Here is a 25,678-nt window from a genome sequence, read left to right as displayed (position 1 = left end):
CAACATGACTGATCCAGAAATTGCCGTGCTCGGCCTCGGCGCGATGGGGCTGCCGATGGCTACGCGCCTGGCCGAGAAGTACTCCGTCCGAGGTTTCGACATCAATCCCGACCGGCTCGCCCTCGCTGCCGTTGCAGGGGTGGCGTCCGCACCCAGCGCACGCGAGGCGGCGGACGGTGCCGACATTGTGTTGCTGGCCGTGCGGAACGGCAGCCAGCTCGACGAGGCCCTGTACGGCGCCGAGGGCGTCGTGGCCGTGCTCGCCGAGGGGGCGAGCATCCTGCTGACGTCCACCGTGGGCATCGACGCTGTCCGCGTCGTCGCGGCTCGCCTTGCCGCGGATGGCATCCGCCTCGTGGACGCCCCCATCTCGGGGGGGCCGGTCCGGGCCGGCAAGGGTGACCTGCTCATCACCGTCGGCGCGGACGATGACGCCTTCGCGGCTGCGGAGGGTCCCCTCAACCAGCTCGCATCCACCTTGGTGCGGATCGGCGACAAGCCCGGTGATGGGCAGGCCATGAAGACCGTCAACCAGCTGTTGTGCGGCGTCCACATCGCCGCCGGTGCCGAGGCGCTGGCCCTGGCGGACGCGCTCGGTATCGACCCCAGGCTCGCCCTCCAGACGCTCGGTGCGGGTGCAGCTGCGTCCTTCATGTTGGGCGATCGCGGCCCGCGCATGTTGCAGGCCTACGACGAGGGAGGTGCGGAGGTGAAGAGCCGCGTCGACATCTTCGTGAAGGACATGGGCATCGTGAACAGCGCAGCGCGTGCTGCCGGTCTGGCCACGCCCATCGCGGCCGCCGCTGAGGGCCTCTACCTGATCGGTCAGGCCAACGGCCAGGGCGCCATGGACGACTCGTCGGTCATCAAGGTGATCGCGCCGAACCGGAAGGAGGCCTGAGCATGGGTGCTGTTGAACTGCTCCTGATCGCGCTCGGCGCGGTGCTGGTGATGCTCTTCCTGGTGATCAAGGTCGAGCTGCCTGCCTTCGTCGCCATGCTGCTCGTCAGCATGGGTACCGCGCTCGTGGCGGGCATCCCGCTGGGGAACGTGGTGCCCGTGATGGTTGCGGGCATGGGCAAGGTCCTGGGATCCGTCGCCATCGTGGTCGGCCTGGGATCGATGCTGGGCCGGCTCATCGAGGTCTCCGGAGGTGCTGATCACCTCGCACGCACGTTCACCGAGAAGCTCGGCAAGAAGCGCGTGATCGCCGCGTTGACGATCGCCGCCTTCATCCTGGGCATCCCGGTCTTCTTCGACGTGGGCTTCATCATCTTGGCGCCGCTCATCTTCGGTTTCGCGAAGGTGGCGAACCTCAACCCGCTCAAGGTGGCCCTCCCCGTGGGCGCGGTCCTGCTGACGGTGCATGTCGTCGTGCCCCCGCACCCCGGACCGGTCGCAGCGGCGGCGCAGACCGGAGCCGACGTGGGTATCGTCACGATCATCGGTCTGGCCATCAGCGCCGTGGTGGGCGTGGTGGGGTACTTCGCCGCGAAGCTCTTCAAGGTGGACAAGATCGTCATGGGTGAATCGCCTGCCTCCGAGGCGACCTCGGGAGAGGTCGATGGGAAGCAGGCTGCGCTGGTGGCCGCCGGACGCGTTCCGAGTGCCGCCACGGTCGTTGCCCTCATCCTGCTGCCCATCCTGATGATCATGATCGGCTCGGTCATGCTCACCGTGCTGGGCAAGGACGACCCTGCGCGCCCCATCGCCTCGTTCATCGGCGCGCCGACCACGGCACTGCTGGTCGGCCTGTTGGTCGCCTACGCGGTGATCGGCACCAAGGCGCGCTGGAACAAGGGGGAGCGGAGCCGCATCGCGGATTCTGCCCTGCCCATCGTCGCGGTCATCATCTTCGTCACCGGCGCTGGCGGCGTGTTCGGCAACGTCCTCGTGGAGTCGGGCATCGGCGACGCCTTGTCGTCGTCGCTGACGGCGATCGGCATGCCTCTCATCGTGGCCGCCTTCGTCATCTCTCTCGCACTACGCGCCGCTCAGGGATCCGCAACGGTGGCCATCCTGACCACCGCAGGTCTGTTGTCGCAGGCCATCGCCGCCGGTGGCTACTCCCCGGTCCAGATCGCGTTGGTCACCCTCGCGATTGGGTTCGGTGGCCTGGGGCTGTCTCACATCAACGACTCGGGCTTCTGGATCGTCACCAAGTACCTCGGCCTCACCGTGGGCGACGGACTGAAGACCTGGACCGTGCTGACGACCATCTGTGGCCTCGCCGGCTTCGCGCTGACGTGGGGTGTCTGGCAACTCGTCTGAGTCGACCTCTCGTGAGGTGACCTCGCGCCGGGGGCTGGAGCCATGAGTGCTCTGGCCCCCGGCTGCGTCTGTACGGATTCATGACGGTTGCTCGGCCGGGTGGCACTCGCGCATGGGGTACTCGGCTTCGCCCACGGGCCGGCAGCTACAGAGGTCGGACGGCTCGCCACCGTGCGCGCGGCGGGCGCTCCGCTCGTCGAGATCGGCGTTTCCTGCTCCGCGTGTTAACCGGCAGGCAATCGACCGACGACCTGCAGAAGTCGTCTTCCGTACCGGGCATGCCCACGCGGGTCTTCGGTGATGCTCGGATTGCTGGTGAGGGTGCTGCTCTCGGTCGGTGACGTGCCCGGCGGGTGGGCGCTGTGGGGGACGACCCGGTCCTCGGTGCGGCCATCCTGATGCCTGCGGGGTTCCTCCTCAGTGTGGTCGGCAGCGATCCGGACAAGCCCATTCGCTTGTTCGTCCTGGTGCTGGCCGGTGTCCGTCTCATTCAGGCTGGGCTTGCTTGGCACCCCGCCGCGGACGTGCGCGAGGCGGCCCTCGGCGGTCTGGAGGCGGGCCCTCGGCAGGATCGGGCAGGCCCCTCGATGGGGAGGCAACGGGTTGCCAAGACCCCGTGAAGGTGGGATCTTCCACGCCTGAGTGCGCGGGCTTACCCTGAAATCGAGGCTTGGCCTCAGGGTTGCCTTACCTCTTGAGCCGGGTCTCGGTCCCCAATCCTGGAAGGGGGGATTCTCGTGAAACGCACGATCACCCGGGGGTTCATCATCGCGGCGGCAGTCCTACTCGCCGTCCTCGGCCTGTCAGTGGGGCCCGCACAGGCGGGAAGTCCGCACTTCATCAAATCGGCGACGACGATCACACGCACCGGGGACGACCTGACTGTCGCCGGCAAGATCGCGGGGCTCGGCTCCGAGACCGCGGTGTTCATCTCCGTCTCCGCCGACGCCCAGTGCGTCAACAACGGCGGCAACAAGCCGCGCGCCGGAAACAAGCAGTCGTTCTCCGTTGACGGCTACTTCCCCGTCCAGAACGGCAAGGCGATTTTCTCGCTGACGCTCGTCGCCAGCTTCTCGCCAGATTGCTCGCCGCCGATGACCGTGCAGTGGAGCAACGTCGTGCTGACGGATCCCGAACACGATCTCACGCTGAAGTTCCCCGGAACTTTCTGACCGGCGACAGATCCCGAGGGCCGGCCGCGTGCCGGCCCTCACCCATGTCGCCGGTCAGCCCCGTTCGGGCTCTGCGGCCGACCGGGCACGGATCGGCGTTCCGGCGAGCTTCTCCTGCGCCCTGACCACCGACAGCACCATCTCGCTGCCGAACCCGAGGGCGCTGGCCAAGGTGAGGGTTTCGTGGACGCCGGCACCGACCGGGGCGGGGTGGCCGTTGTCGCCGGCCAGGCGCGTGTAGTAGCGGACGTCCTTGCGGGCGTTGTCGAGCTCGAACGCCATGGAGTCGTACTCGCCCTCCAGAGTCTTGGCCATGAGTCCCAACAGCGGGCTGTTGGCCAACCCCTTGCTCATCACGTCCGTGAGCTTCTTCGGGTCGACGCCGACCTTGGCCGCGACCGCGAACGCCTCGGACAGCGCCGCGACCTGCGCCTGGAAGACGAAGTTGTTGAGCAGCTTGATCGCGTGGGCCGACCCGACCTCCCCGATGGGGATGATGTTCTCGGCGAAGGACTCGAGTGCGGGCCGGATGTGCGCGAGCGTGTCGGCGTCGCCGCCGACCAGCACGTTGAGGGTGCCCGCCTCGGCCTCTTTCGGCGTCCGGCTGAGCGGCGCGTCGACGAACCGGACGCCGCGGGCCGCGCAGGCCTCGGCGAGCTTCAGGGTGACCGACGGTTCGGAGGTGCTCGAATCGACGATCACGAGCCCATCGCGGGCATCGGTCAGCAGGCCGTCCGGGCCCGTGACGACCTGGGCGACGTCGTCTGCTGCCGTCACGCAGATGAAGACCACGTCGTTGTCGCGACCGAGGGCGGCCAGGCTCTCGGCGCGGATCGCTCCGGCCTCGCGCAGGTCGTCCACGTCACGGCGGTGCACCGTGTAGGACAGTGGAAACCCCTTCTTGACAAGGTTCTTCGCCATGCCGTGGCCCATCATTCCGGAGGCCCCGACGAATCCGATCCTCAACGCTTCACCCATGTGGCCCACCCTACCCATGCCCGAGGGGGGTTCCGATGCAGGAGACTCTTTGCTAGGTTCGCAACATCGGACATCCGACGTCCGATGTTCAGCCTCACGATGGAGATTCAATGAAGAAAGCGACTCGGGTGAGTACCGGCTCGGTGGCCGTCCTGCTGGCGTTGGCCACAGCCCTACCGGCGCAGGCCGCGGGCGACCACGACGCGGACCCGCTCTGGACGGGCCAAAAGCCCTCCTACACCGAGCAGACGCTCGCCATGGGCGGTGATGGGGTGTTCCCGAACTACCGCATCCCCGCGCTGACCGTCACGAACGCCGGCACCGTGCTCGCCTCCTACGACGGGCGCCCCACGGGCTGGGACGCCCCGGGGCCGAACTCGATCCTCCAGCGGCGCTCCACCGACCTGGGCGCCACCTGGGGCCCCCAGACCGTCGTGAGCGCGGGCAAGGCGACCGCACCGATCGAGGGGTACTCGGATCCGAGCTACATCGTCGACCGCGAGACGGGGACCGTCTTCAACTTCCACGTGAAGTCGTTCGACGTCGGCCTGCTGGGGTCCGTCGCCGGCGTCGACCCGACCGCCCGCAACGTCCTGCACGCCGTGGTGAGCGTCAGCAACGACGACGGGATCACCTGGGAGCAACGGCTCATCACGGCAGACATCACGCCGGACCTGACGGTGAAGTCACGCTTCGCGGCGTCCGGTCAGGGGATCCAGCTCAAGTACGGCCCCCATGCCGGACGACTCCTGCAGCAGTTCACCATCGTGAAGCCCAACAACGACTTCCAGGCGGTCTCGATCTACTCCGACGACCACGGCGCCACGTGGCACGCGGGCACGCCCGTCGGCACCCGGATGGACGAGAACAAGACGGTCGAGCTCTCCGACGGTCGCGTCATGCTCAACTCCCGCGACTCGGCCCGCTCCGGCTACCGCAAGGTCGCGTACTCGACCGATGGCGGCATCACCTACGGCCCGGTGACCCTGGATCGGGAACTGCCCGACCCGGCGAACAACGCCTCGATCGTGCGGGCCTTCCCCAACGCCCCCCAGGGCTCCGCGGAGGCCAAGGTGCTGCTCTTCAGCAACGCGGCGTCCCGGACCTCCCGGACCAACGGCACGGTGCGGCTGAGCTGCGACGACGGCGCCACGTGGCCCGCCGCCAAGACGTACGCTGCGGGCCCCCATGCCTACTCGACGCTGGCGACGCTGCCGGACGGGTCCGTCGGCCTGCTGTACGAGCCCGGCCACAACGGGCTGGTCTTCGCGAAGTTCAACCTCGCCTGGGTGCAGGGACTGTGCGCGCCCATCACGGCGGCGTCCGACCTGACGATCGAGCGGGGTTCCTCGGCGAGCACCGAGCTGTCGGTGACCAACCAGTTCGGCCCGGTGCTGAAGGCCGCCTCGCTGACGGCCGAGGCCCCCGCGGGCTGGACGGTCACCCTGGCGGACGCGTCCCTGAGGCTCCTCCCGGGCCGGACGTCGACGACCTCGGTGACGGTCGATGTTCCCGCTTCCGCCTCGGGGGGCACGTACCCGATCCCGGTGCGGCTCACGGACGCCGCGGGCCGGTCCTCGGTCGGCCACATCACGGTGGTGGTCCCCAAGCTGGAGGGTGAGAAGGACGGACGCATCTCGGTGACCTCCAAGCTCGTCAACCCGAAGGCGACGTACGACGTGGGTGACGTGCTGCGGTTCGAGTACCGGGTGACGAACCTCACCAAGGCGGTGACCACGGTGGTGCCCTCGGGCAACCTGCAGGGGCTCGATCCCGCCGACGGGGCCCCGAACTGCCGCTGGCGGAACCTCCCCGGCAACGACGCCTACACCTGCAGGTCCGCCCACCACACGGTGACGGCGACCGACCTGGCCACGGGTTCGTTCACGCCGCAGACGACCTGGGTGTCGACGGCGGTCAGCGGTGACGTCACCACCGTGCGAGTCGACGGGCCGGAGGTCACGCTCGGCTGAGCGCTCGGCGAAGTGGAGCCGGCGCCCGTCCCCTCGGGGGCGGGCGCTTCGCCGCCGTGTCGCCGCGTCTGGCCGGGGAGAGCGGCTGGACGGGCTAGCCTGAGAGCGGTCGTGTCGGACGTGCGGGGGAGAGTTGATGCAGAAGCGAAGGGCACTGGTCGGGCTGGTGGTGCTCGGATTGGTGACGGTGCTCCTGGCTGGCTTGGCCCTGTTCCGCTCCCGGACGGTTCCGGCCGCTCCGGGCGGTCGCCCGACCGCCGCCGCTCCCGCTGTGCCGACGGGTGCCTCCCCGACGCGATCTCCGGGCCCGCCCCGGACCGGCGGAACGCTCGTCGTGCTGGGGGATGGCCATGCCAAGGACGCCGCCTGGGTCGACCAGCTCGGCCAAGACCTGGGCCTGAAGGTCGTGAACCTCTCGGAGGAGGGGATGGGCTACCGGATGGCGCCCGGGACGTGCTCGGTGAATCCTTGTCGCCCGTTCGCCGGCATGGCTGCGAGGGTGGCCGAGGCCAATCCCTCCGCGATCGTGGTCGTGGGCAGCGAGGCGGACGGCGACTACGCCCTGAGCCCCTTCATCGCCTCGACCTTCGCGGCCCTCAAGAAGGCAGCGCCGGACGCCGAGATCGCGGCGTTGTCGCCGCTGAGCGCCCGCTCGCCGCGTCCCCACTGGTTGACGCTGCACGCCCGCTCGATCGAGAAGGAGGCCGCAGCTGCCGGCGTGATCTGGGTCGACCTCAGCGCTGCCGCGGGCCGGTCGTCCGCCTTCGACGGGGGTCACCTGACCGCCGGCGCGGGCGCCAAGGTTGCCGCCATCGTCGCGGCGAAGTTGCAGTGAGAGTTTCGACTCGCGGGCTCCCCGGCTTAGGGTGGCCGGGGTCGACGTCCCCGATCGGCCCAGAGAAGGTGGTTCAGACGCGGTGGAGTTGAGTGACTATTTCAGGGTGCTGCGCACCTTCTGGGTGAGCACCACCGCGCTGGCGATGCTCGGTGTCGCGGCTGCGGCTCTCTTCTCGCTGGTGACCATCCCCACCTACACGTCGTCCACGTCGCTGTTCGTCACCGTGCAGAACGCCAACTCGGCCGGCGAGCTCGCGAGCGGATCCACGTACGCGGAGCGCCAGGTCAAGTCGTTCGCCGAGGTGGCGGAGACACCGATCGTGCTGCAGCCCGTGATCAACCGGCTGCGCCTGGGCACCACCCCGGGTGAGCTCGCCACGAACGTGACCGTGTCGGTCCCCACCAACACCTCGATCCTCGAGGTGGCCGTCGAGGACACCGACCCCGCCCGTGCGGCGGCGACCGCCAGCGGCATCGCCCAGAGCCTCATCGGCGTCGTGGCGGAGATCTCACCCAAGGACGCCAAGGGCCAGTCCACCATCGAGGTGACGGTCGTCAAGCCCGCAGCCATCCCGACGTCCTGGACGAGCCCGAAGGTTGCCCAGAACCTCGTCCTGGGACTGCTCGTCGGACTGATGCTGGGCGTGGGGCAGGCGCTCCTGCGGCACGTGCTGGACACCAAGGTCCGCAACGCCGAGGACATCGCTCACCTGACGGACGCCCCGATCGTCGGCACCGTCGTGTTCGATCCGGACGCCCGCGGGCACGGGCTGGCCGTGGTCGACGCCCCGAACTCGCTGCGCGCCGAGGATTTCCGGCGCCTGCGCACCAACCTGCAGTTCCTCGGCGTCGGGGGGCGCGGTCGCAGCTTGGCGATCTCGTCCTCGCTGGAGGGCGAGGGCAAGACCTCGACCATCCTCAACCTGGCGTTCTCCCTCGCCGCGACCGGGAGGCGCGTGCTGCTGGTGGATGCCGACCTGCGCCGCCCCCGGGTGGCCGAGCGGCTCGGCCTCGAGGGTGCGGTCGGCCTGACCACGATCCTGATCGGACGCGCCACGCTGGACGATGTGGTGCAGCCCGTCGAGGGCGGGGTGGACGTGCTGGCCGCGGGGCAGGTGCCCCCGAATCCGTCGGAACTCCTGGGGTCCGATGCCATGCGCGGTCTGGTGATCCAGGCGATGAAGCGCTACGACCACGTGCTGTTCGACTCCGCTCCGCTGGTGCCCGTCACCGATACGGCGGCGCTCTCCCGGATCATCGGGGGCGTCATCGTCGTGGTGGGCAGCGGGGATGTGGACGCCGCTCAGTTCGAAGAGGCCATCGGCTCCATCCAGCGCGCCGAGGGCACCGTCTTCGGTGTGGTGTTGAACAAGCTGCGCCCTGAGGATGCCGGCCACCGCAAGGCGGTGTACTACCAGCGGGAGGTGTACGGGGACGCGCCCGTGGCCTCGTCGGCGCCCGCCGGGCCCGAACCTCGGCCCTCCACGCGCCGCCGCTCTGCGAGCCGGGCGTTGTGACGTTCCGCATCCTCACTGTCTGTACGGGCAACATCTGTCGCTCACCCGCCGCCGAACGTCTCCTGGCCGCTGCGCTGGGGCCGTCCGTGCACGTGGAGAGCGCCGGCACGCACGCGATGGCGGGCCGTCCCATCGACCCGCCCATGGCGGCGCTCCTGCGCGCGGGCGGCATCAGCACCGACGGCTTCTCCGCCCGGCAACTCGACGAGGTGCAGATCCAGCGCGCCGACCTGGTCCTCACGATGGCACGCGAGCACCGGGCCCCTGTGGTGGAGCTGGTGCCCGCCGCCGTCCGCCGCACCTTCACACTGCGTGAGTTCGCCCGGCTCGTGGGCGGTGGTGAGACCTCGCCGGGTCCGGGCCGGAGTGTGTCGGACGACCTCTTGCTGCTGGTGCGCCATGCTGCGTCGACCCGCGGGGGAGTGGCCGACGACGACGTCCCCGATCCGTATGGCCGTTCGGCCGCCGACTTCGATCACGCCCACTCGCTCATCCGTGACGCGGTGGCGGCGATCCTGGGCCGCGTTGGAGGCGGTCGTTGAGCCGGGGAGTTCTGGCACGGCCCGGGGCCGGGTGTGGGCGCGAAGGCGTCAGTCCACCCGCACGACCTCCAGCAGCACCGCGTGCTCGGGGATGGGCCATGGCGTCTGCACACCGCTGGTCGCCAGCGCGGCACCCGTGAGCACGATCCCCTCCGGCTCGACGAACCACGGCGGGATGCCCACGCCGGCGACCGTCGACGCCGACCCCGGCGGCGCAGCACCCACCAGCGACAACGGCACCGGCCGGATCCGGTAGCGGGCCTGCGGCACGAGCCCCGGCAGGACGACCCGCCCCAGCGTCCCCGTGGCGGGGGCCTCGCCCAGCGCGAGGCTGAACACCGCGGCGTCCGGGGAGACCACGCCGCGCAGGAACGCGCCCTGCTCGGGCAGGTCGACCCGCACGACGTCGCCGCTCAGCAGCAGGCCGCGATGGTCCTTGTACCAGGCGATCCATCCCTGGAGTTCGGCGAGTTCTGCCGGCGTGGCCTTCGTGATGTCCCACTCGATGCCCAGGTGTCCGAACACCGCGGTACCGGCCCGGAACGACAGGTCGTGCGTCCGCCCCGTGGTGTGCGAGCGGCCCGACGCGATGTGCGAGCCGATCATCTCGGGGGGCAGGAGCTGCGCGGTCCAGCGGTCGATCTGCTGCCGCTCGAGCGGGTCGATGCAGTCGGAGGCCCAGACCCGGTCGCAGCGGCTCATCACCTCCAGGTCGATGCGTCCGCCGCCCGAGGAGCACGACTCGATCTCTAGGCCGGGGTGGGCGGCCTTCAGCTCGTCGACGAGGCGGTAGAACGCCAGCGTCTGCGCGTGGACCGCAGGCGCCCCGCCCGGCGCGGTGCCGGCGTCGACGAGGTCGCGGTTGTGGTCCCATTTGAAGTAGCTGATCGGGTACTCCTCCAGCAGCGCGAGGAGCTGGTCGCGCACGTGGGAGTACGCCTCGGGGATCCCCAGGTTGAGCACTTGCTGGAACCGCGCCTCCACCGGCAGGCGCCCGCCCGGCTGCATCAGCCACTCGGGGTGGGCGCGGGCCACGTCCGAGTCGGGGTTGACCATCTCGGGCTCGACCCACAAGCCGAACTGCATGCCGAGGCCGGTGATGCGGTCGACGAGCGGGTGCAGGCCGTCCGGCCACACGTCGCGGCTGACGACCCAGTCGCCCAGCCCCGCGCGGTCGCTGCGTCGCGCACCGAACCAGCCGTCGTCGAGCACGAACCGCTCCACCCCGACGGACGCCGCCCGTTCGGCCAGCGCCAGCAGCCGATCGAGGTCGTGGTCGAAGTAGACCGCCTCCCAGACGTTGAGGGTGACCGGGCGCTCGACGCCCGGGTGCTCGGGCCGGGACCGCAACCAGCGGTGGAAGCGGCGCGCCACGGCGTCCAGGCCGACGCCGTGGTTGGCGTACACCCACGGTCCGGTGTAGGTGGTGCCGGGGACGAGTCGTCCCTCGCCGGGCAGCAGCAACTCGCCGCCACCCACCAGTTGGTCGCCGTTCAGGCCGCGTTCGGCGTAATGGACGTGGTTTCCGCTCCACGCGGTGTGCACCGCCCACACCTCGCCCGAGGCGAACCCGCAGCCGGGCGTGCCGACGTGCAGGACGAACGCCGCATCGGCGCCGGTCCGCCCGTGGCGGCCCTCCCGCCTGGTGGTCCCGACGTCGAGCGGACGCCGCTGCGGCGCGCGCTCCTTGCCCCAGCGCCCGGCGAAGTCGAGCACCTCGCGGGCCCGCGCCGGGATCGCGAAGGCGACGAGCAGTTCGTCCACCCGGTAGTCGTCGGCACCCTCGTTCCTGACGGACGCCCGCGCCCGCACGAGGCCCTGCGGCAGCATCTCGACGACCAGCGTCAGCGCCAGGCCGGCGTGGTCGTCCCGCGCCCGGAACTCGACGGCGCCCGCACCGAGCGCGTGGGTGCCGACGGCCAGCGTGACGCCGTCGGCGAGAACCTCGACCAGCCGCCAGTCCGGTGACCAGCCGCTGCCGCAGGCCCGCGATCCGGTGAGGCCGGGGTGTCCCGTCCAGCCGGTGCGGGCCTCGGGGACCATCGACACCCGCACCGGGATGTCCGGGGAGTTCGGCAGCTGCGGCGGCAGGCCGGCCAGCACGAGCTGGTCGACGGCCGCGGCGTCCGGCAGCGGCAGGGCCGCGCCCCAGTGGGCGACGGACGGGAGCTGCGCCGCGGTGCAGTCCAGGACGAGGGAGACGTCATCCGCCGTCAGGGCGATCCGCCAGTCGGTCATGCCTCATCGTCCCCCGTGGAGAGGACCACCGACAGGGAGGCCGGCCGCGGCCACAGGGCGTCCTTCGGCTGGACGTCCGGACCGCACGAGCGCGAGCCGATCCCGTGCTGGGCCAGGTCCAGGTAGAGGTGGGTGGCCTCCGGCGCGGGCAGCTCGTACCGGTGTCGCGCCGCCGTCCACTGCTCGGCGCTGTGCCGTGCGACGGTGAAGCCCGGCCGCTGACCGCCGACGGGGGAGGCGGTGACCCGCACCGGGGTCACACCCTGGCCGGTGAGCACGAGGTCGCGCAGCCCCGCCCGGTGGCCGCTCTCCTGGGGGACGGCGTACGGGATCGTCAGGTCCTCGACCGTGCTGGTGAACCGTCCCACCCGGGCGGCCGCGTGGGTGTCGGCGTAGTTCTCGAGGGGCCCGGTGCCGAACCACGCGGCGTCCGTGAACGCCCCTGGCAGCCGGAAGTGGACGCCGATGCGAGGCCACGTGACCGTCCACCCCGACGAGGGCTGGACGTCGACGTCGAGCCGCAACGCGCCGTCGGTCCACGCCCACCGGTGGTGCACGAGCACGTACTGCATCACGTTCGCCGCGGCGAGCCGGTACGTGGTCGTCAGGACGTCCTGTTCGGCCTCGAGGCCGAGCAGCTTGGGCTGCAGCCTGTCGAGCCCGGCGGTGCGCCAGCGCTCGGCCGACGACGGACCCTGGACGCCCCAGCCGCCCGTCAGGGCCGGGTCGCCCAGCTCGTACGACCCGAAGGTGGCCAGCGAGTCGTTCTCGGTCGGCGCGCGCCACAGGGTGACCCGGCCGCCGCTGATCGCGAGGTCGCCCAGCGACAGCAGCGTGCCCCAGCGGTCGAACCGCGCGTCCCCGAGGCGGATGGTGTCGTGGGAAGCCGCGCCCGTCACCCTCCCCGGCCCGACGGCCGGGACGCCTGCGCGTGGCGTTGCCGGCAGGCGCGAGGCCAGCAGCACCTGGGCGGTCGTGATGACGTGTCCCGCCGCGGCCCACGGGGTGTCGGACGCCAGGTGGGCGGTGACGGTGAGCCAGTGCTCACCGGCGGCATCGGTCGACACCTCGGGCAGGGCGATCGCGCGCGACTCGCCGGGGGCCACCGGCGCCACGTGGAGGGTCCCGGACGCACGCTCGTGCCCGTCGACGGAGTGCACCCACGCGAACGTCAGGTCGCCGGTGTCCCCGTCGTGGCGAAGGTTGGTGATGGTGGCGTTCCGCGTCAGGGCGATGCGGATCGGGGTGGCCACGGCCGCGAACTCGGCGAGCGCAGGGGTCGGCGTCCCGTCCGCGAGGACCATCCCGTCACAGACGAAGCTGCCGTCGTGGACCGGTTCCCCGAAGTCACCGCCATACGCGTGGTACGGGGTGCCATCCGGCGTCGCGGTGAGGATGCCGTGGTCGCGCCACTCCCAGACGAAGCCGCCGGCGATGGCGGGGTGGGCGTCGAAGCAGGCTTCGTAGTGGGCGATGCCGCCGGCGCCGTTGCCCATGGCGTGCACGTACTCGCACAGCACGATCGGCCGGTCCCGACGCACCCGGACGAGGCGTTCGAGCTCCTCGACCGGCGCGTACATGCGGGAGACGACGTCGACGTACCGGTCCTCGTGGTCGTTCTCGTAGTGGACGGGCAGGGACGGGTCCCGGCGCTTGATCCAGGAGGCCATCGCCGCGAGGTTCGCGCCCGGACCCGACTCGTTGCCCAGCGACCACGCGATGAGGCACGGATGGTTCTTGTCCCGCTCGAGCATGCGCTCGGCGCGGTCGAGGTAGACGCCCCGCCAGTCCGGGTCGTCGGACGGGTTGCCCCGCCAGCCGGACAGCTCGAACCCGTGGGTCTCGATGTCGCACTCATCGATCACCCAGAAACCCAGTTCGTCCGCCAGGTCGAGCAGCCGCGGGTGCGGCGGGTAGTGGCTCGTCCGGATCGCGTTGATGTTGTTCCGCTTCATCAGCAGCATCCCGGCGCGGACGTCGTCCTCGTGGAACACCCGGCCGTCCTCGGGATGGAAGTCGTGGCGGTTGACGCCCCGGATCCGGAGTTGCCTGCCGTTCACCAGCCAGCCCGCCCCGTCGATCTCGACCCGCCGGAACCCGACCCGCAGCGTCACGGTCTCGGCGGCGTTGCCGACCTCGACGGTGTACAGCCGCGGACGGTCGGCGCTCCACGGTTCGGTGGGCCCGACGTCGAGGGTGCCGAGCGTGTCGGCATCCTCGACGACGTGGTCGAGGCCCAGCTCGGCGCACGTGATGCGGACGGGGTAGGCGTCGGCGGTGCACCGCAATTCGGGGGTGAGGGTGCCCTGGCCGGTGGCGGGATCCCGGTCGGCACGGAGCCAGACGTCGTCGAGGCCGCCGTCGGGCCGGTGGAGGAGCGACACCTCGCGGAAGATGCCGGGCAGCCACCACTGGTCCTGGTCCTCGACGTAGGTCATCGCCGACCACTGGTGCACCCGGATGTGCAGCACGTTCCCCCCCGGGTGCACGGCGTCGGTCACGTCGAGTTCCTGCCGGAGCCGGCTGCCGCGGACGACGCCGACCTCGGTGCCGTTCAACCACACCCGCCCGATCGACTCGATGCCGTCCAGTCGCAGCCAGACCCGGCCGGACGCCAGCCACGCGGCCGGCACGTCCACGACGCGCCGGTAGTCGCCGGTCGGGTTGGCGTCGGGGACGCGCGGGGGGTCGAGCGGGAAGGGGAACCGGACGTTGGTGTAGGCCGGACGCCCCCACGCGCCGTCCCCGCGGAGCACCCAGTGGGACGGCACGTCGATGACCGCCCACGAGGAGTCGTCCAGTGCCGGGTCGGACGCCGCGGCGTCCGCCTCCAGCGCGCTGGGGGAGTACTGGAACCTCCACTCCCCGCACAGGTCGAGCGCGGGTGCGGATGTGTCGAGGTGGCTGCGCGGCGCGACGCGGCGCCCCGAGCCCGGCGAGATCTCTTCGATGTAGGTGGTCATGGCCCCTTCGAACTCAGCCCTTCGTGGCACCGAGGGTCAGCCCGGCGACGAAGTGCTTCTGCAGCAGGAAGTAGATGATGATGGTCGGCAGGGCGATGATCACCGAACCCGCCGAGACGAGGTTGTGGTTGGTGAAGAACTGCCCCGACAGGTTGGTCAGCGAGCTCGTGATGGGGAACATGTCGCCGTTCTGCAGCAGCACGGTCGCCCAGAAGAACTCGTTGTAGATCCACGTGACCTCCAGGGTCGCCAGCGCCGCGATCGACGGACGGCACAGCGGGAGCGTGAGCCCCCAGTACTGCCGCCAGACGCTGGCACCGTCGACCATGGCCGACTCATAGATCTCCTTCGGCAACGCCTTCATGTAGTTGCTCAGCACGAACGTGCAGAAGCCGACCTGGAACGCCACGTTGACCGCGATCAGGCCCCAGTACGAGTTGAGCAGCGTGCCGGAGTCGCTGAACCAGAACGGCACCTCGAGGCGCTGGAACAGCTTGAACACCGGGATGAGCAGCGCTTGGGGCGGGAGCAGGTTGCCGGCGGTGAACGCCGCCAGCAGCACGATGTTGAAGGTCCAGCTGAACCGGGCGATCACGAACGCCACCATCGAGGCCAGCAACAGGGTCAGGAGGACGGCCGGGACGGTGATGATCGCCGAGTTCACGAACTTGCGCGCGAACTCGCCCATCGTCCAGGCGTCGATGTAGTTGGCGAGGGTGAAGCCACCGAAGCTGAGGTAGCCGTGCTGGGCGGTGTACTGGTAATCGCGCAACGACGCGAGCACCGCGTACACGAGCGGGATCAGCCAGGCGATCGTCACGACGGCCAGGAACACGTGGGTCGCGATGCGCCCCCTGGTCCAGGGACGCTTGCGGATCCGGGTGTCGACGGCCGCGGTCGGGACCGCCACGGGAGTTTCGGCCCTCATCGCTGTTCCTCCTTCATCACGATGCGCAGATAGACGATGATGAACAGCGTCGACATGACGAGCATGAACGTGGCCAGGGCCGAGCCGAAGCCGATGCGTTGGGCCTCACCCACGATGTTGCGGGTCACCTCCGTGGCGAGGAGTTCGAGGCCGTTGCGTCCGCGGTTGATCACCCACACGAGGTCGAACGCGCGGAGCGAGTCGATGAACGTGATCACCAGCACGACGATGTTGATCGGGAACATGACCGGGAAGACGATCTGGAAGAACGTCTTGGTCTCCGAGGCGCCGTCGATCTGGGCCGCCTCGCGCAGCGACGGGTCGACACCCTTCAGCCCGGCGAGGTACAGCAGCATGACGTAGCCGACGTGGCGCCACGAGGTGGCGATCAGGGCGGCCCACAGGTTGTACTGCGGATCGCCGTACCAGTCGATGGTGGTGCCCAGCACCAGGTTCAACAGGCCCTGGTCGCGGCTGAAGATCAGCTGCCAGATGAAGCCGATCAGCGCCATCGACAGGACGACGGGCAGGTACAGGGAGGTCTGGTAGAACTTCGTGTACTTGGCCTCACGGTCGATCAGCACCGCGATGAGCATGCCGAACGGGGTCGCGATGCCGAACAGGACGACCAGCCAGATCACGTTGTGCTGGATCGCCGGCCAGAAGGCCGGGTAGATGGTGGCCGCCTCGGTGTACCAGCGGGTACCCACGAACTCCGACTCGCTGAACGGGCCGAAGCCGTCCCAGTTGAAGAAGGAGAACACGACGGTGGCCACGGCGGGCCCCCACACCAGCGCCGCGGCGACCGCGGTCGGGATGAGGACCATCAGGGTCACGGTCAGCCGGTCCCGGCCGGACAGCCGCGTACCGCGGCGTCCGGCCCGGGCCTGCGTCAGGGAGTGTGCCTGGCTCATGACGCGAAGATGGACTTCTTCTGGGCCTCCACACTGCTGAGGATCGTGGAGAGGTCGTTGGGGTTGCGGACGAAGCTCTGGAGGGCCGGGCCCATCACGGTGGACGCGAAGTCGGGGCGGCTGTCGCGGTCGAGGAACAGGGAGACGTCGGTGGCCTCCTTGAGCAGATTCAGGGCCTTGGTCTGCAGGCCGGTGTACTTGGAGACGTCGGCCTCCTGGCTGGTCGCCACGACGGACGGGTCGGCCTGGACGAGGATGTCCTGGGCGGCGGCGGTGCCGAGGTAGCCCAGCCACTTCTTGGCGCCGGCCTCGTTCTTCGGACGGCGGCTCATCATGAAGCCGTCGGTCGGGGCCTCGATGGCGCCCGCGCCGATGGCCGAATCGACCTCGGGGAAGGCGAAGAAGTCGAGGTCGTCCTGCTCGGCGCCCTTGGCGAACTGCTGCGCGGCGAACGTGCCCAGGTAGTACATGCCCGACTCCCCCTTCTGCAGGGACTGCGCGGCCTCCTGCCAGGTGCGGCCCAGCGCGTCCGGCTGGTGGTACGGCAGCAGGCCCTTCCACGTGTCGAAGACCTTCACGACCTTCGGACCCGTCCAGTCCTCCTGACCGGCCATCAGGTTGATGTGGTAGTCGTAGCCGTTCACGCGGAGGTTGAGGATGTCGAACGTGCCCATCGCCTCCCAGCCGTCCTTGTCGGCGAAGGCCAGCGGCGTCAGGCCGTCCGCCTTCATCTTGTCGCCCAGGGCCTTGAACTCGTCGAGGGTCTTGGGGACCTCGTAGCCGCGCTGCTTCCAGATGCTCGGGCGGTACAGGACGACCCACGGGTAGTAGGTGGCGGGCATGACGATGGCCTTGCCGTCGGTCGTGGAGCAGGCCTTCTTCAGGCCGTCCGGGATGCCCGGCGTGGCCTTGAACACGTCCGAGATGTCGCCCACCAGGTTCTTCTCGGCGAAGAAGCGCGCACGGTAGCCGGCGAACCAGGAGAAGGTGTCGTCGGGGGATCCCTGGAGGTAGTTGTTGATGTTCTCCTGGAACGTGGTGTGCGCCACCGTGTTCATCTTCACGCTCAGGCCCGGGTTGGCCTCGCTGAACGCCTTGGCGACGGCCTCGATGGCCTGCTTCGGGACGGGGTCGGCCTGGTTGTTGCCGAACGTGACCTCACCGGTCGCGGACGCCGCGCCACCGGCGGAGCCGCCGCTGGGGCTGCCGCACGCGGCGAGGGTGGGTCCGGCCAGGGCGGCCAGGCTGACGCCCATCGCGCCGCGGAGCAGCGAGCGGCGGGAGAACCCGCTGACGGGGGCCGAGGGCAAGGAGGCCAGGTACTGTGCTTCGGACTGGGGACGGGACATCGGTGTTCCTTCTCAAGGTTGGCGACGGTCGGCGGCGGCATCGCGGTAGACGCGGCAGCCCCACGCTTCGAGCACGACCACGTGCCCGGCGTGGAAGGGGGCGCCGTCGACGGCGTCGACGACGTCATGTGGCACCGTCGCCCGGGCGGGCGCGGCACTCCAGTTGTGCAGGAACCATGTCCTGCACCCACGGGCGACCCCGGAGTGCACCGTGGTGCTGGGATCTGGTTGCCACACCGCGCCGACGGGGTCGGGCACGACGTGGCGGAGGATGTCGGCGGCGAGCGCCCTTGTGGGCACGGTGCCGACGTAGGTGACGCGGCCACGCCCATGGCGACGGGTGGTGACCGCCGGGAACGTGGCGAAACGGGGGTGGCGGTAGGTGGCCAGCACCTCGGCGTCCTCGAGGACGAGCCCGTCCACCCAGTCGGACGCCGCGGCGTCCGTCCGGGCGAGGGGCCCCTCGACCGGGATGGGGGCGGCGAGGTTGGAGAACTCCTCGTACCGGACACCGGCGGCCTCGTGGAGGCGGTCGGGGGCGACGGCCAGACGCGCCCGGGCCTCGTGGTCGCCGTACCCGGTCCGGATGCCGAGCACCAGGTGTCCACCGGCGGCGGCATAGTCGCGCAGGCGGTCGAGGTCGGCGTCCGTCGCGGTGTAGAAGCCGGCCGCCACGAGGACGGGGTGGTGGGCGGCCAACTCGTCGGACGTGTGCTCGGCCGCCTGCTCGGCGTGCAGGTAGCGGACCTGCGCACCGGCGTCGGCCGCGCCCTGCTGGAAGGCCCGGACGATGTCGGCGTACGCGGTGGCCCGGGGGGACCCGTCGGCGTGGGCGAGAGGGGGGTGGCCCTCGAACGCCAGCTTGGAATCGGTGCTCCACAGGATCGTCACGTCGGCGTCGGGGACGTAGCCGTCCAGGGAGGCGCCCAGGGCGGCGAGGACGGCGCCGATCTCGGAGACCTCGCGGTGGATGCGGCCCGGCTGCCGGCTGTGGGGCAGGACGCCGCCCCAGTAGGTCTCGGTGCCCCAGGGGAGCGACTGCCAGTGCCAGTACTCGACCATGGCGGCGCCGCGCGCCACGAGCGCGAGGGCGGCCTGCTTCAGCTGGCCCGGGTAGGGGGGTTGGTTCTGCCAGCCGAGGTGGATCGAGGCGCAGTTCGTCTCGGTGACGAGGAACCGCTCCTGGCGGATCGCCCAGGACCGGTCCGCCAGTTCCAGCAGGCCCGCGACGCCGGTACGGACCCAGTGGTCGGGGGCGGGGAGTTCGAGCGCGCGGTCCAGGTGGTCCTGCATGCCGTAGTAGGCGTTGGTGGCCGTGACGTCGAGGGGGAGGGCGGTGCGGCGCTCATCCATGGCCGGACGGTCGAACGCGATGCAGGTGGTCACGAACTGGTCCGCGCGCGCGTACTCGCGGACGATGGTCGCCTGCCACGCGATGTGGTCGGCGACGACGCCGCACTGGAAGCGCCGCCAGGCCAGGTCGTACTGCGGTTGGAGGTTGCCGTCGGGACGCCACAGCTGCGACCAGTCGGAGATCCGGTGGGACCAGTAGACGAGGCCCCACTCACGGTTGAGGGTGTCGACATCGCCGTAGGTGCTCCTGAGGTGGTCCAGGAAGGCGGCGAAGGTGCCCTCGTTGTGGAGGAGGAGGGCGCCGGGCTCGTTGTCGACCTGGAAGCCGATGACGGCCGGGTGGTCGGCGTAGCGGCCGATGATGGCGCGGATGATGCGCTCGGCGTACCGAAGGAAGGTCGGGTGGGTGATGTCGATCTCCTGGCGCGAGCCCCAGCCGAGCGGTCGGCCGGTCGCCACCTCGCCGGCGATCTCGGGGTGCTTGGTCTGCAGCCAGGGCGGGCACGCATAGGTCGGGGTGCCCAGGATCACGCCGATGCCCCGGGCATGGGCGCCGTCGAGGACGGGCTGGAGCCAGTCGAGGTCGAACTCGCCGTCGCGGGGCTCCCAGGTGGACCACACCGACTCGCCGACCCGGATGACGGTGAAGCGCGCCGCGGCCATCAGGTCGAGGTCGCGCTCGAGCCGCGGCTCGGCCTGGTACTCGGGGTAGTACGCAGCGCCGAACCTCAAGCCGGTCAGCGTTGACGGTGTCATCGGAACTCCACGGGTGACGAGGGAATGCCCAAACGTTACCGGTAACAGTTGGTGGATGGGAAGAGTTCGGGCCGATCGAGATCTTTTGGTTACCTGGCGGCGGGGGGCGGTGCGCTGGAGGCCCGGACCACGAGGGTGCTCGTGGGCCCCGCGCTGTCGTCGGGCCGACGTCCGCTGGCCTCATGGGCGATGAGCGCGTCCACGGTCCGGCGTCCGAGGTGGGCGAAGTCGACCTCGACGGTGGTGAGGGGAGGCCAGAAATAGGCGGCGTCCGGGATCCCGTCATACCCCGTCACGCTCACGTCTTCCGGCACGCGGATGCCCCGCTCGTGGAGCCAGTGGAGCGCGCCGAGGGCGAGTTGGTCGCTGGCGGCGACGATCGCCGTGGGCTTGTCGCCGATCGGGAAGGCCCGCATCGCCTGGGCCCCCCAGGGGGCGCCCCACTCGCCGGTGGTCTCGCCGCAGTTCACCAGGCCCCGACGCCGGATCACCTCGCGGTACGCCGCGCGGCGGTTGCGTGCCGGCAGCCAGGTCAGCGGGCCGCCGACGTGGAAGAACCGCTCGTGGCCGAGGTCGGCGAGGTGGTCGACGACCTGGGCGAACGGGTGGTGGGCCGTGTCGTCGTGGCCCTCCTCGAGCGCGGGCTCGGCCTCGACGAACCAGGGGGCCCGGAGGCGCTCGAGGCGGAGTCGGCCGAGCATCGGGTCGGAGGGGGAGAGGACGACCACGCCGGCCAACGACGTCCGGTTCATGAGGTTGACCGCCTGGTCGATGGAGGCGTCGTCGTTCGCGTCCACCCGGACGATGTCGAGGACGTAACCAGCCCTGCGCGCGGCCTCGGCGGCGCCGCTCAGCACGCGCTGCGGCGCCCAGTCGTCGACCTCGAAGATGAAGGCCCCGATCCGGCGGGCCCGGTTGGTGGCCAGGGCTCGGGCGGTGTCGTTGACGTGGAAGTCGAGTTCCTTCATGGCCTGCTCGACACGCTCGCGGTTGCCTGCTCGCAGGGACTCGCCCTTCAGGTACCGCGAGACGGTCTGGTGGCTCACCCCGGCATGGGCCGCCACCGTGTAGATGGTGGGCGCCTTGCCGTTCCGCTCGGGGGGGCGGGTTGGCTGCGGCATGGTGGTGTCCTTCACTGGGTGGGCGCGGCGCGCCCTGCCCAAACGTTACCGCTCACGCGCGTTCAGGTCACCCACTCCGTCGAGGTCTACTCGTTCGGACCTTCGTCGTCGGGGTGCGTCTCAGCCTCCGGGGGGTTCTCCTGCGCCCGCCGCGGGTCTGCGGACTGCGGCTCGTTCGAGATGAAGGCGTTGATCCAGCGCATCTGGGGGTCGTGGTCGACCAGGACCGCCTTGGCCAGGAGGGTCATCGGCAGGGCGAGGAGTGCGCCCAGCGCTCCCAGCACGGAGCTCCACAGCAGCAGCGACACGAACGACACCAGCGCGGTGACGCCGACGGCGTCACCGTTGAACTTGGGCTGGATGATCGACTGGATGACGAAGTTCGCCACCGAGTAGATGATCACCACGAACAGCGCCGTCAGGGGGTCATTGGCCAGCAGCGCCATGATGGCCGGTGGCACGAGCCCGATGATGAAGCCCACGTTGGGGATGTAGTTCGTGATGAAGCTGAGGATGCCCCAGACCATCGCCAGCGGGACGCCCAGGAACTCCAGCGCGATGACGTCGATCACCGCCACGATGAGGCCGAAGATCGAGGTGACCACCCAGTAGCGGCGGACGCCGGCGATGAAGTCGGCGATCGAGTGCCACACGCGCGGCTGGTGGCGCATCAGCTGCCGGTTGCGCGTCCCGAACGTCTCGCTGTCGAACGCCATCATGAACACCATCACGACGATCACCGTCAGCAAGGACACCAGGTTGGTGACGCTGCCCAGGGCGCTGGACAGGAGCCCGGCGAGGCTGGACGGGTTGACGCCCTTGACCTGGTCGACCACCATCTGCTCGCTGACACCCAACTGCGCCAGCAGCGCGACGATCTGGTGGTAGAGATCCCAGAACTGGGCCTGGTAGTGCGGCAGCTCCTGCACCAGCGCCGTGATCGACCACGTCAGGGCGTAGGCGAAGGCCGCCAGGATCGCGAACACCGCCAGCGCCAACAGGATCTGGGCCAGGATGCGCGGCACCCTCTTGGACACGAGCCAGGTGTAGATGGGGTAGGCGGCGATGAACAGGTTCGCCGTCAGCAGCAGCGGGCCCAGGATGTCTGCATACTCGCGCATGCCGAACAGCACCACCATCGCGGCGGTCAGGGACAGCAGAATCACGGTGATGCTGGGCATCACCGGTGGGCGTTGCGTCTGCTCCATGGCCCCACCCTAGAACGTTGCCCTGACAACCCGTCACCCCGTGCCGCCGCCGCTAAGGTGACCGCATGCCCGACTACCTCGCCGAAGCCGCCGACATCGCGGACGAGATCACCGAACTGCGCCACCGGCTGCACCGCTGGCCCGAACTCGGGGACGACCTGCCGCGCACGCAGGCCGCCGTGCTGCAGTCCCTCGAGGGTCTCGACCTCGAGATCACGCTCGGCCGGGCGACGACGTCCGTCACCGCGGTGTTGCGGGGTGGGGCGACGGCATCCGGGACGAGGCCGGTCGTGCTCCTACGCGGTGACATGGACGGACTGCCCGTGCAGGAGGAGACCGGGATGCCCTTCGCGTCCGAGCGGGCGGGCCACATGCACGCGTGCGGCCACGACCTGCACACGTCGACGCTCGTGGGCGCCGCCAAGCTGCTGCACGCGCACGCGCACGAGTTGCCCGGCGACGTCGTGTTCATGTTCCAGCCCGGCGAGGAGGTCCTGACCGGCGCCAACGCGATGCTGGCCGAGGGGGTCCTCGAGGCGGCCGGCCGGCCGGCCGATCGCGCGTTCGGCCTGCACGTCATGTCGGCCAATTACGCGCCGGGCACGTGGACCACGCGTCCGGGGACGCTGATGGCGGCGTCCGACCTCGTGGTGGTCGACATCATCGGACGCGGTGGGCACGGGTCGGCGCCCTTCATGGCCAACGATCCGGTGCCGGTGATGGCCGAGGTGATCCTGGCCATCCAGACCATGATCGCGAAGAAGTTCAGCGCGGCCGACCCCGTCATCGTCAACGTGGGCGTCGCGAACGCGGGCCATGCGAACAACGTGATTCCGGAGCGCTGCCACCTGGAGATGTCCGTGCGGTCGTTCTCCAAGGGTGCGCGGGATCGCGTCCAGACGCTGCTCACCCAGCTGGTCGAGGGCATCGCGTCCGCGCACGGTTGCCGCGCCGAGGTCACCTGGGTCGGCGGCGTCCCGCCGACCGTGAACGACCCCCAGGTCGTCGACTTCGTCGGGCGGGTGCTCGGCTCCCTGGTGGGGGAGCGGTACTCCGTGCTGGCCGAACCCGTGGGCGGCTCGGAGGACTTCTCCCACGTCCTCGACCGTGTGCCGGGGGCGTTCATCTTCTACTCCGGCGTCCCGGAGGGACGCGACGCGGCCACCAGCACCTACAACCACTCGGCGACGGCCTGGTTCGACGACGCGCCGATCGCCGAGGCCATGGCCGTCTACGCGACCCTGGCCCACGAAACGCTGGTCGAGCTGGCACGCTAGCCGGAGGTAGACTCAGCCCACGTGATTGTCGCGCGTGAACTGACGGTGGCCGTGGGCGCCCGTACCCTCCTCGAGCCCACCAGCTTCCAGATCGCGTCCGGTGACCGCATCGGACTGGTCGGACGCAACGGGGCCGGCAAGACCACGCTGACGAAGATCCTCGCCGGTGAGGGCCAGCCGGCCGGGGGCTCGGTCAGCCGTACGGGCCTGGTCGGCTACCTGCCCCAGGACGCCAAGGTCGGCGACCTCACGCAGCTCGCCCGCGACCGGATCCTGTCCGCGCGCGGCCTGGACTCGATCCTCAAGCGGCTGGCCACCGTCACCCAGGCCATCGCGGACGCCGCCACCGACGAGGAGCAGGAGGACGCGCTGCGCCGGTACGCCCGCGCCGAGGCCGAACTGGACGCCGCCGGTGGCTACGCCGCGGAGTCCGAGGCCGCCCGGATCTGCGCGAACCTCGGCCTGCCGGATCGCGTGCTGACCCAGGAGATCGCGACGCTGTCGGGTGGCCAGCGGCGCCGCGTCGAGCTGGCGCGGATCCTGTTCTCCGGGGCGGATGTGCTGCTGCTGGACGAGCCCACCAACCACCTCGACCACGACTCCATCGTGTGGCTGCGCAGCTACCTCGCGACGTACCCGGGTGGGATCCTGGTGATCTCCCACGACACCGGCCTGCTGGACGCCGTGGTCAACAAGGTCTTCCACCTGGACGCGATGCGCTCCGAGATGGACCTCTACAACCTCGACTGGAAGAAGTACCTCGTCCAGCGCGAGACGGACGAGAAGCGTCGCAAGCGCGAGCGTGCCAACGCCGAGAAGAAGGCGGCCCGGTTGCTGGACCAGGCCGCGAAGCTCGGCGCCAAGGCCACGAAGGCCACCGCTGCCCAGAACATGGCCAAGCGTGCCGAGAAGATGCTCGCCGCGACGGAGGGGGAGCGCGCCCAGGATCGGGTCGCGAAGATCCGGTTCCCCGAGCCGGCGCCGTGCGGCCGGGTGCCGCTCACGGCGTCCGACCTGAGCAAGCACTACGGATCGCTGGAGGTGTTCACGGGCGTGGACCTCGCGATCGACCGCGGGGCGAACGTCGTGGTGCTGGGCTTCAACGGCGCGGGCAAGACGACCCTGCTCCGAATCCTGGCCGGGATCGAGAAGCCGGACACCGGCGAGGTCGTCCCCGGGCACGGGCTGAGGCTGGGTTACTACGCGCAGGAGCACGAGACCATCGACGGCTCGCGCTCGGTGCTGGCGAACATGGTGTCGGCGTCCCCGAACCTGGACGACACGGCGGTCCGGAAGATCCTCGGCTCGTTCCTGTTCACCGGTGACGACGTCGACAAGCCCGCGCGGGTGCTGTCCGGTGGGGAGAAGACCCGTCTGGCGCTGGCGATGCTGGTGGTGTCGTCCGCCAACGTGCTGCTGCTGGACGAACCCACCAACAACCTCGACCCAGCCTCCCGGCGCGAGGTGCTGGAAGCGATCCGTACGTACGCCGGTGCCACGATCCTGGTCACCCACGACCCCGGAGCGGTCGAGGCGCTGCAGCCGGATCGCGTGCTGTTGCTCCCGGACGGCGACGAGGACCTCTGGAGCGCCGACTACGCGGAGCTGATCACGCTGGCCTGAGCGGCACCGCCGAGGGCTCCGGTCCGGTGCGCCGAGGGCTCGGGTCCGGTGCGCCGAGGCCAGCCACACTGACGTACCCTGTCGGCGTGCCCACTGAGCTCATCGCCGCCATCTCGGTCGTCCTCGTCGTCGTGGGGGTGTGCGGCATCGTCGTCCCGGTCCTGCCGGGCAGTGCAACGATCCTCGCCGGGCTCCTGGTGTGGGCGATCTGGGGCGGTTCCTCGTACGGATGGCTCGTCCTCGGCATCGGAGCGGTGTTCGTCGCCGTGGGGGCGAGCGCCCAGTACCTCATCACGGGGCGACGCCTGAAGGAGCGTGAGATCCCCAGTCGTTCCGTGGTCGTCGGCCTCGTTGCCGGCGTGATCGGGATGTTCGTGATCCCGTTCCTGGGGCTGCCGATCGGGTTCATCGCCGGGTTGCTGGCATCCGAGTACGTTCGCGTCCGCGATCTGCGCGAGGCGGCGTCGACGTCCTGGACCGCGCTGAAGTCGGTCGGCCTCGGCATGCTCGTGGAGCTTGCCATGGCGCTGTGCGCCGCGGCGGCGTTGTTGGTCGCCATCATCGTGCACCTGACTCACTGAACTCCGCTCGGGGGTTTGACAAGGGGTGACGAAAGGGGCGTCCATCTAGTGGACGTAGACCGTCCACACGGTGACCC

19 protein-coding genes are annotated in these 25,678 nt (G+C 70.1%); 10 read left to right on the top strand and 9 right to left on the bottom strand.

The annotated features are described in order from the left end of the window. Positions 1-4 precede the first annotated feature (4 nt). From AC5YDA_RS00970 to AC5YDA_RS00960, 3 genes are all read left to right on the top strand, one after another. A complete protein-coding gene (locus AC5YDA_RS00970; RefSeq protein ID WP_496192713.1) occupies positions 5-901 on the top strand; it encodes an NAD(P)-dependent oxidoreductase in 897 nt (298 codons plus the stop codon). Between the two features lie 2 nt (positions 902-903). Next, entirely contained in the window at positions 904-2,271 is a 1,368-nt protein-coding gene (locus AC5YDA_RS00965) for a GntP family transporter (RefSeq protein ID WP_496192712.1), read from the top strand. 737 nt (positions 2,272-3,008) lie between these two features. Continuing rightward, a complete protein-coding gene (locus tag AC5YDA_RS00960) occupies positions 3,009-3,443 on the top strand; it encodes a hypothetical protein (protein ID WP_496192711.1) in 435 nt (144 codons plus the stop codon). A gap of 54 nt (positions 3,444-3,497) precedes the next feature. Here the strand turns inward: AC5YDA_RS00960 and AC5YDA_RS00955 are convergent, their stop codons facing one another. Beyond that, on the bottom strand, positions 3,498-4,421 hold the full coding sequence (locus AC5YDA_RS00955) for an NAD(P)-dependent oxidoreductase (protein ID WP_496192710.1): 924 nt from the start codon (positions 4,419-4,421) through the stop codon (positions 3,498-3,500). 110 nt (positions 4,422-4,531) lie between these two features. Here AC5YDA_RS00955 and AC5YDA_RS00950 point away from each other — a divergent pair, with 110 nt between their 5' ends. From AC5YDA_RS00950 to AC5YDA_RS00935, 4 genes are all read left to right on the top strand, one after another. Continuing rightward, complete coding sequence (locus AC5YDA_RS00950; protein WP_496188018.1) at positions 4,532-6,394, top strand: exo-alpha-sialidase; 1,863 nt, start codon at positions 4,532-4,534, stop codon at positions 6,392-6,394. A 136-nt stretch (positions 6,395-6,530) separates the two neighbouring features. Beyond that, positions 6,531-7,229, top strand: coding sequence for an SGNH/GDSL hydrolase family protein (locus AC5YDA_RS00945; protein ID WP_496188017.1), 699 nt, complete (start codon positions 6,531-6,533; stop codon positions 7,227-7,229). Positions 7,230-7,335: 106 nt separating this feature from the next. After that, positions 7,336-8,748, top strand: a complete 1,413-nt coding sequence (locus AC5YDA_RS00940; RefSeq protein WP_496192709.1) for a tyrosine-protein kinase domain-containing protein — start codon at positions 7,336-7,338, stop codon at positions 8,746-8,748. Further along, on the top strand, positions 8,745-9,290 hold the full coding sequence (locus AC5YDA_RS00935) for an arsenate reductase/protein-tyrosine-phosphatase family protein (RefSeq protein ID WP_496188015.1): 546 nt from the start codon (positions 8,745-8,747) through the stop codon (positions 9,288-9,290). The genes AC5YDA_RS00940 and AC5YDA_RS00935 overlap by 4 nt, the downstream gene beginning before the upstream one ends. A gap of 48 nt (positions 9,291-9,338) precedes the next feature. Here the strand turns inward: AC5YDA_RS00935 and AC5YDA_RS00930 are convergent, their stop codons facing one another. From AC5YDA_RS00930 to AC5YDA_RS00895, 8 genes are all read right to left on the bottom strand, one after another. After that, positions 9,339-11,528, bottom strand: a complete 2,190-nt coding sequence (locus AC5YDA_RS00930; RefSeq protein WP_496188014.1) for an alpha-galactosidase — start codon at positions 11,526-11,528, stop codon at positions 9,339-9,341. After that, entirely contained in the window at positions 11,525-14,491 is a 2,967-nt protein-coding gene (locus AC5YDA_RS00925; protein WP_496188013.1) for a glycoside hydrolase family 2 TIM barrel-domain containing protein, read from the bottom strand. Before AC5YDA_RS00925 ends, AC5YDA_RS00930 begins: the two co-directional genes overlap by 4 nt. A 13-nt stretch (positions 14,492-14,504) precedes the next feature. Beyond that, the gene (locus tag AC5YDA_RS00920; RefSeq protein ID WP_496188012.1) at positions 14,505-15,419 is read right to left on the bottom strand and encodes a carbohydrate ABC transporter permease; all 915 of its coding nucleotides are present in this window, start codon (positions 15,417-15,419) and stop codon (positions 14,505-14,507) included. Next, on the bottom strand, positions 15,416-16,333 hold the full coding sequence (locus tag AC5YDA_RS00915) for a carbohydrate ABC transporter permease (RefSeq protein ID WP_496188011.1): 918 nt from the start codon (positions 16,331-16,333) through the stop codon (positions 15,416-15,418). The genes AC5YDA_RS00920 and AC5YDA_RS00915 overlap by 4 nt, the downstream gene beginning before the upstream one ends. Further along, positions 16,330-17,682, bottom strand: coding sequence for an ABC transporter substrate-binding protein (locus tag AC5YDA_RS00910; RefSeq protein ID WP_496188010.1), 1,353 nt, complete (start codon positions 17,680-17,682; stop codon positions 16,330-16,332). Before AC5YDA_RS00910 ends, AC5YDA_RS00915 begins: the two co-directional genes overlap by 4 nt. 12 nt (positions 17,683-17,694) lie before the next feature. Continuing rightward, on the bottom strand, positions 17,695-19,791 hold the full coding sequence (locus AC5YDA_RS00905; protein ID WP_496188009.1) for a beta-galactosidase: 2,097 nt from the start codon (positions 19,789-19,791) through the stop codon (positions 17,695-17,697). Positions 19,792-19,880: 89 nt separating this feature from the next. Further along, on the bottom strand, positions 19,881-20,912 hold the full coding sequence (locus AC5YDA_RS00900; protein ID WP_496188008.1) for a LacI family DNA-binding transcriptional regulator: 1,032 nt from the start codon (positions 20,910-20,912) through the stop codon (positions 19,881-19,883). Between the two features lie 86 nt (positions 20,913-20,998). Further along, the gene (locus AC5YDA_RS00895; protein ID WP_496192708.1) at positions 20,999-22,120 is read right to left on the bottom strand and encodes an AI-2E family transporter; all 1,122 of its coding nucleotides are present in this window, start codon (positions 22,118-22,120) and stop codon (positions 20,999-21,001) included. Positions 22,121-22,185: 65 nt separating this feature from the next. On the opposite strand from AC5YDA_RS00895, the gene AC5YDA_RS00890 reads away from it, so the two are divergent. The 3 genes from AC5YDA_RS00890 (at position 22,186) to AC5YDA_RS00880 (ending at position 25,601) form a co-directional block, all read left to right on the top strand. Further along, positions 22,186-23,397, top strand: coding sequence for a M20 metallopeptidase family protein (locus AC5YDA_RS00890; protein WP_496188006.1), 1,212 nt, complete (start codon positions 22,186-22,188; stop codon positions 23,395-23,397). Between the two features lie 21 nt (positions 23,398-23,418). Then, complete coding sequence (locus AC5YDA_RS00885; protein ID WP_496188005.1) at positions 23,419-25,020, top strand: ABC-F family ATP-binding cassette domain-containing protein; 1,602 nt, start codon at positions 23,419-23,421, stop codon at positions 25,018-25,020. 86 nt (positions 25,021-25,106) lie between these two features. Beyond that, complete coding sequence (locus AC5YDA_RS00880) at positions 25,107-25,601, top strand: DUF456 domain-containing protein (RefSeq protein WP_496188004.1); 495 nt, start codon at positions 25,107-25,109, stop codon at positions 25,599-25,601. Positions 25,602-25,678: the final 77 nt, after the last annotated feature.

The organism is Propioniciclava sp. LT294 (assembly GCF_059516005.1).
This window is presented reverse-complemented; position numbering and strand designations above follow the sequence as displayed.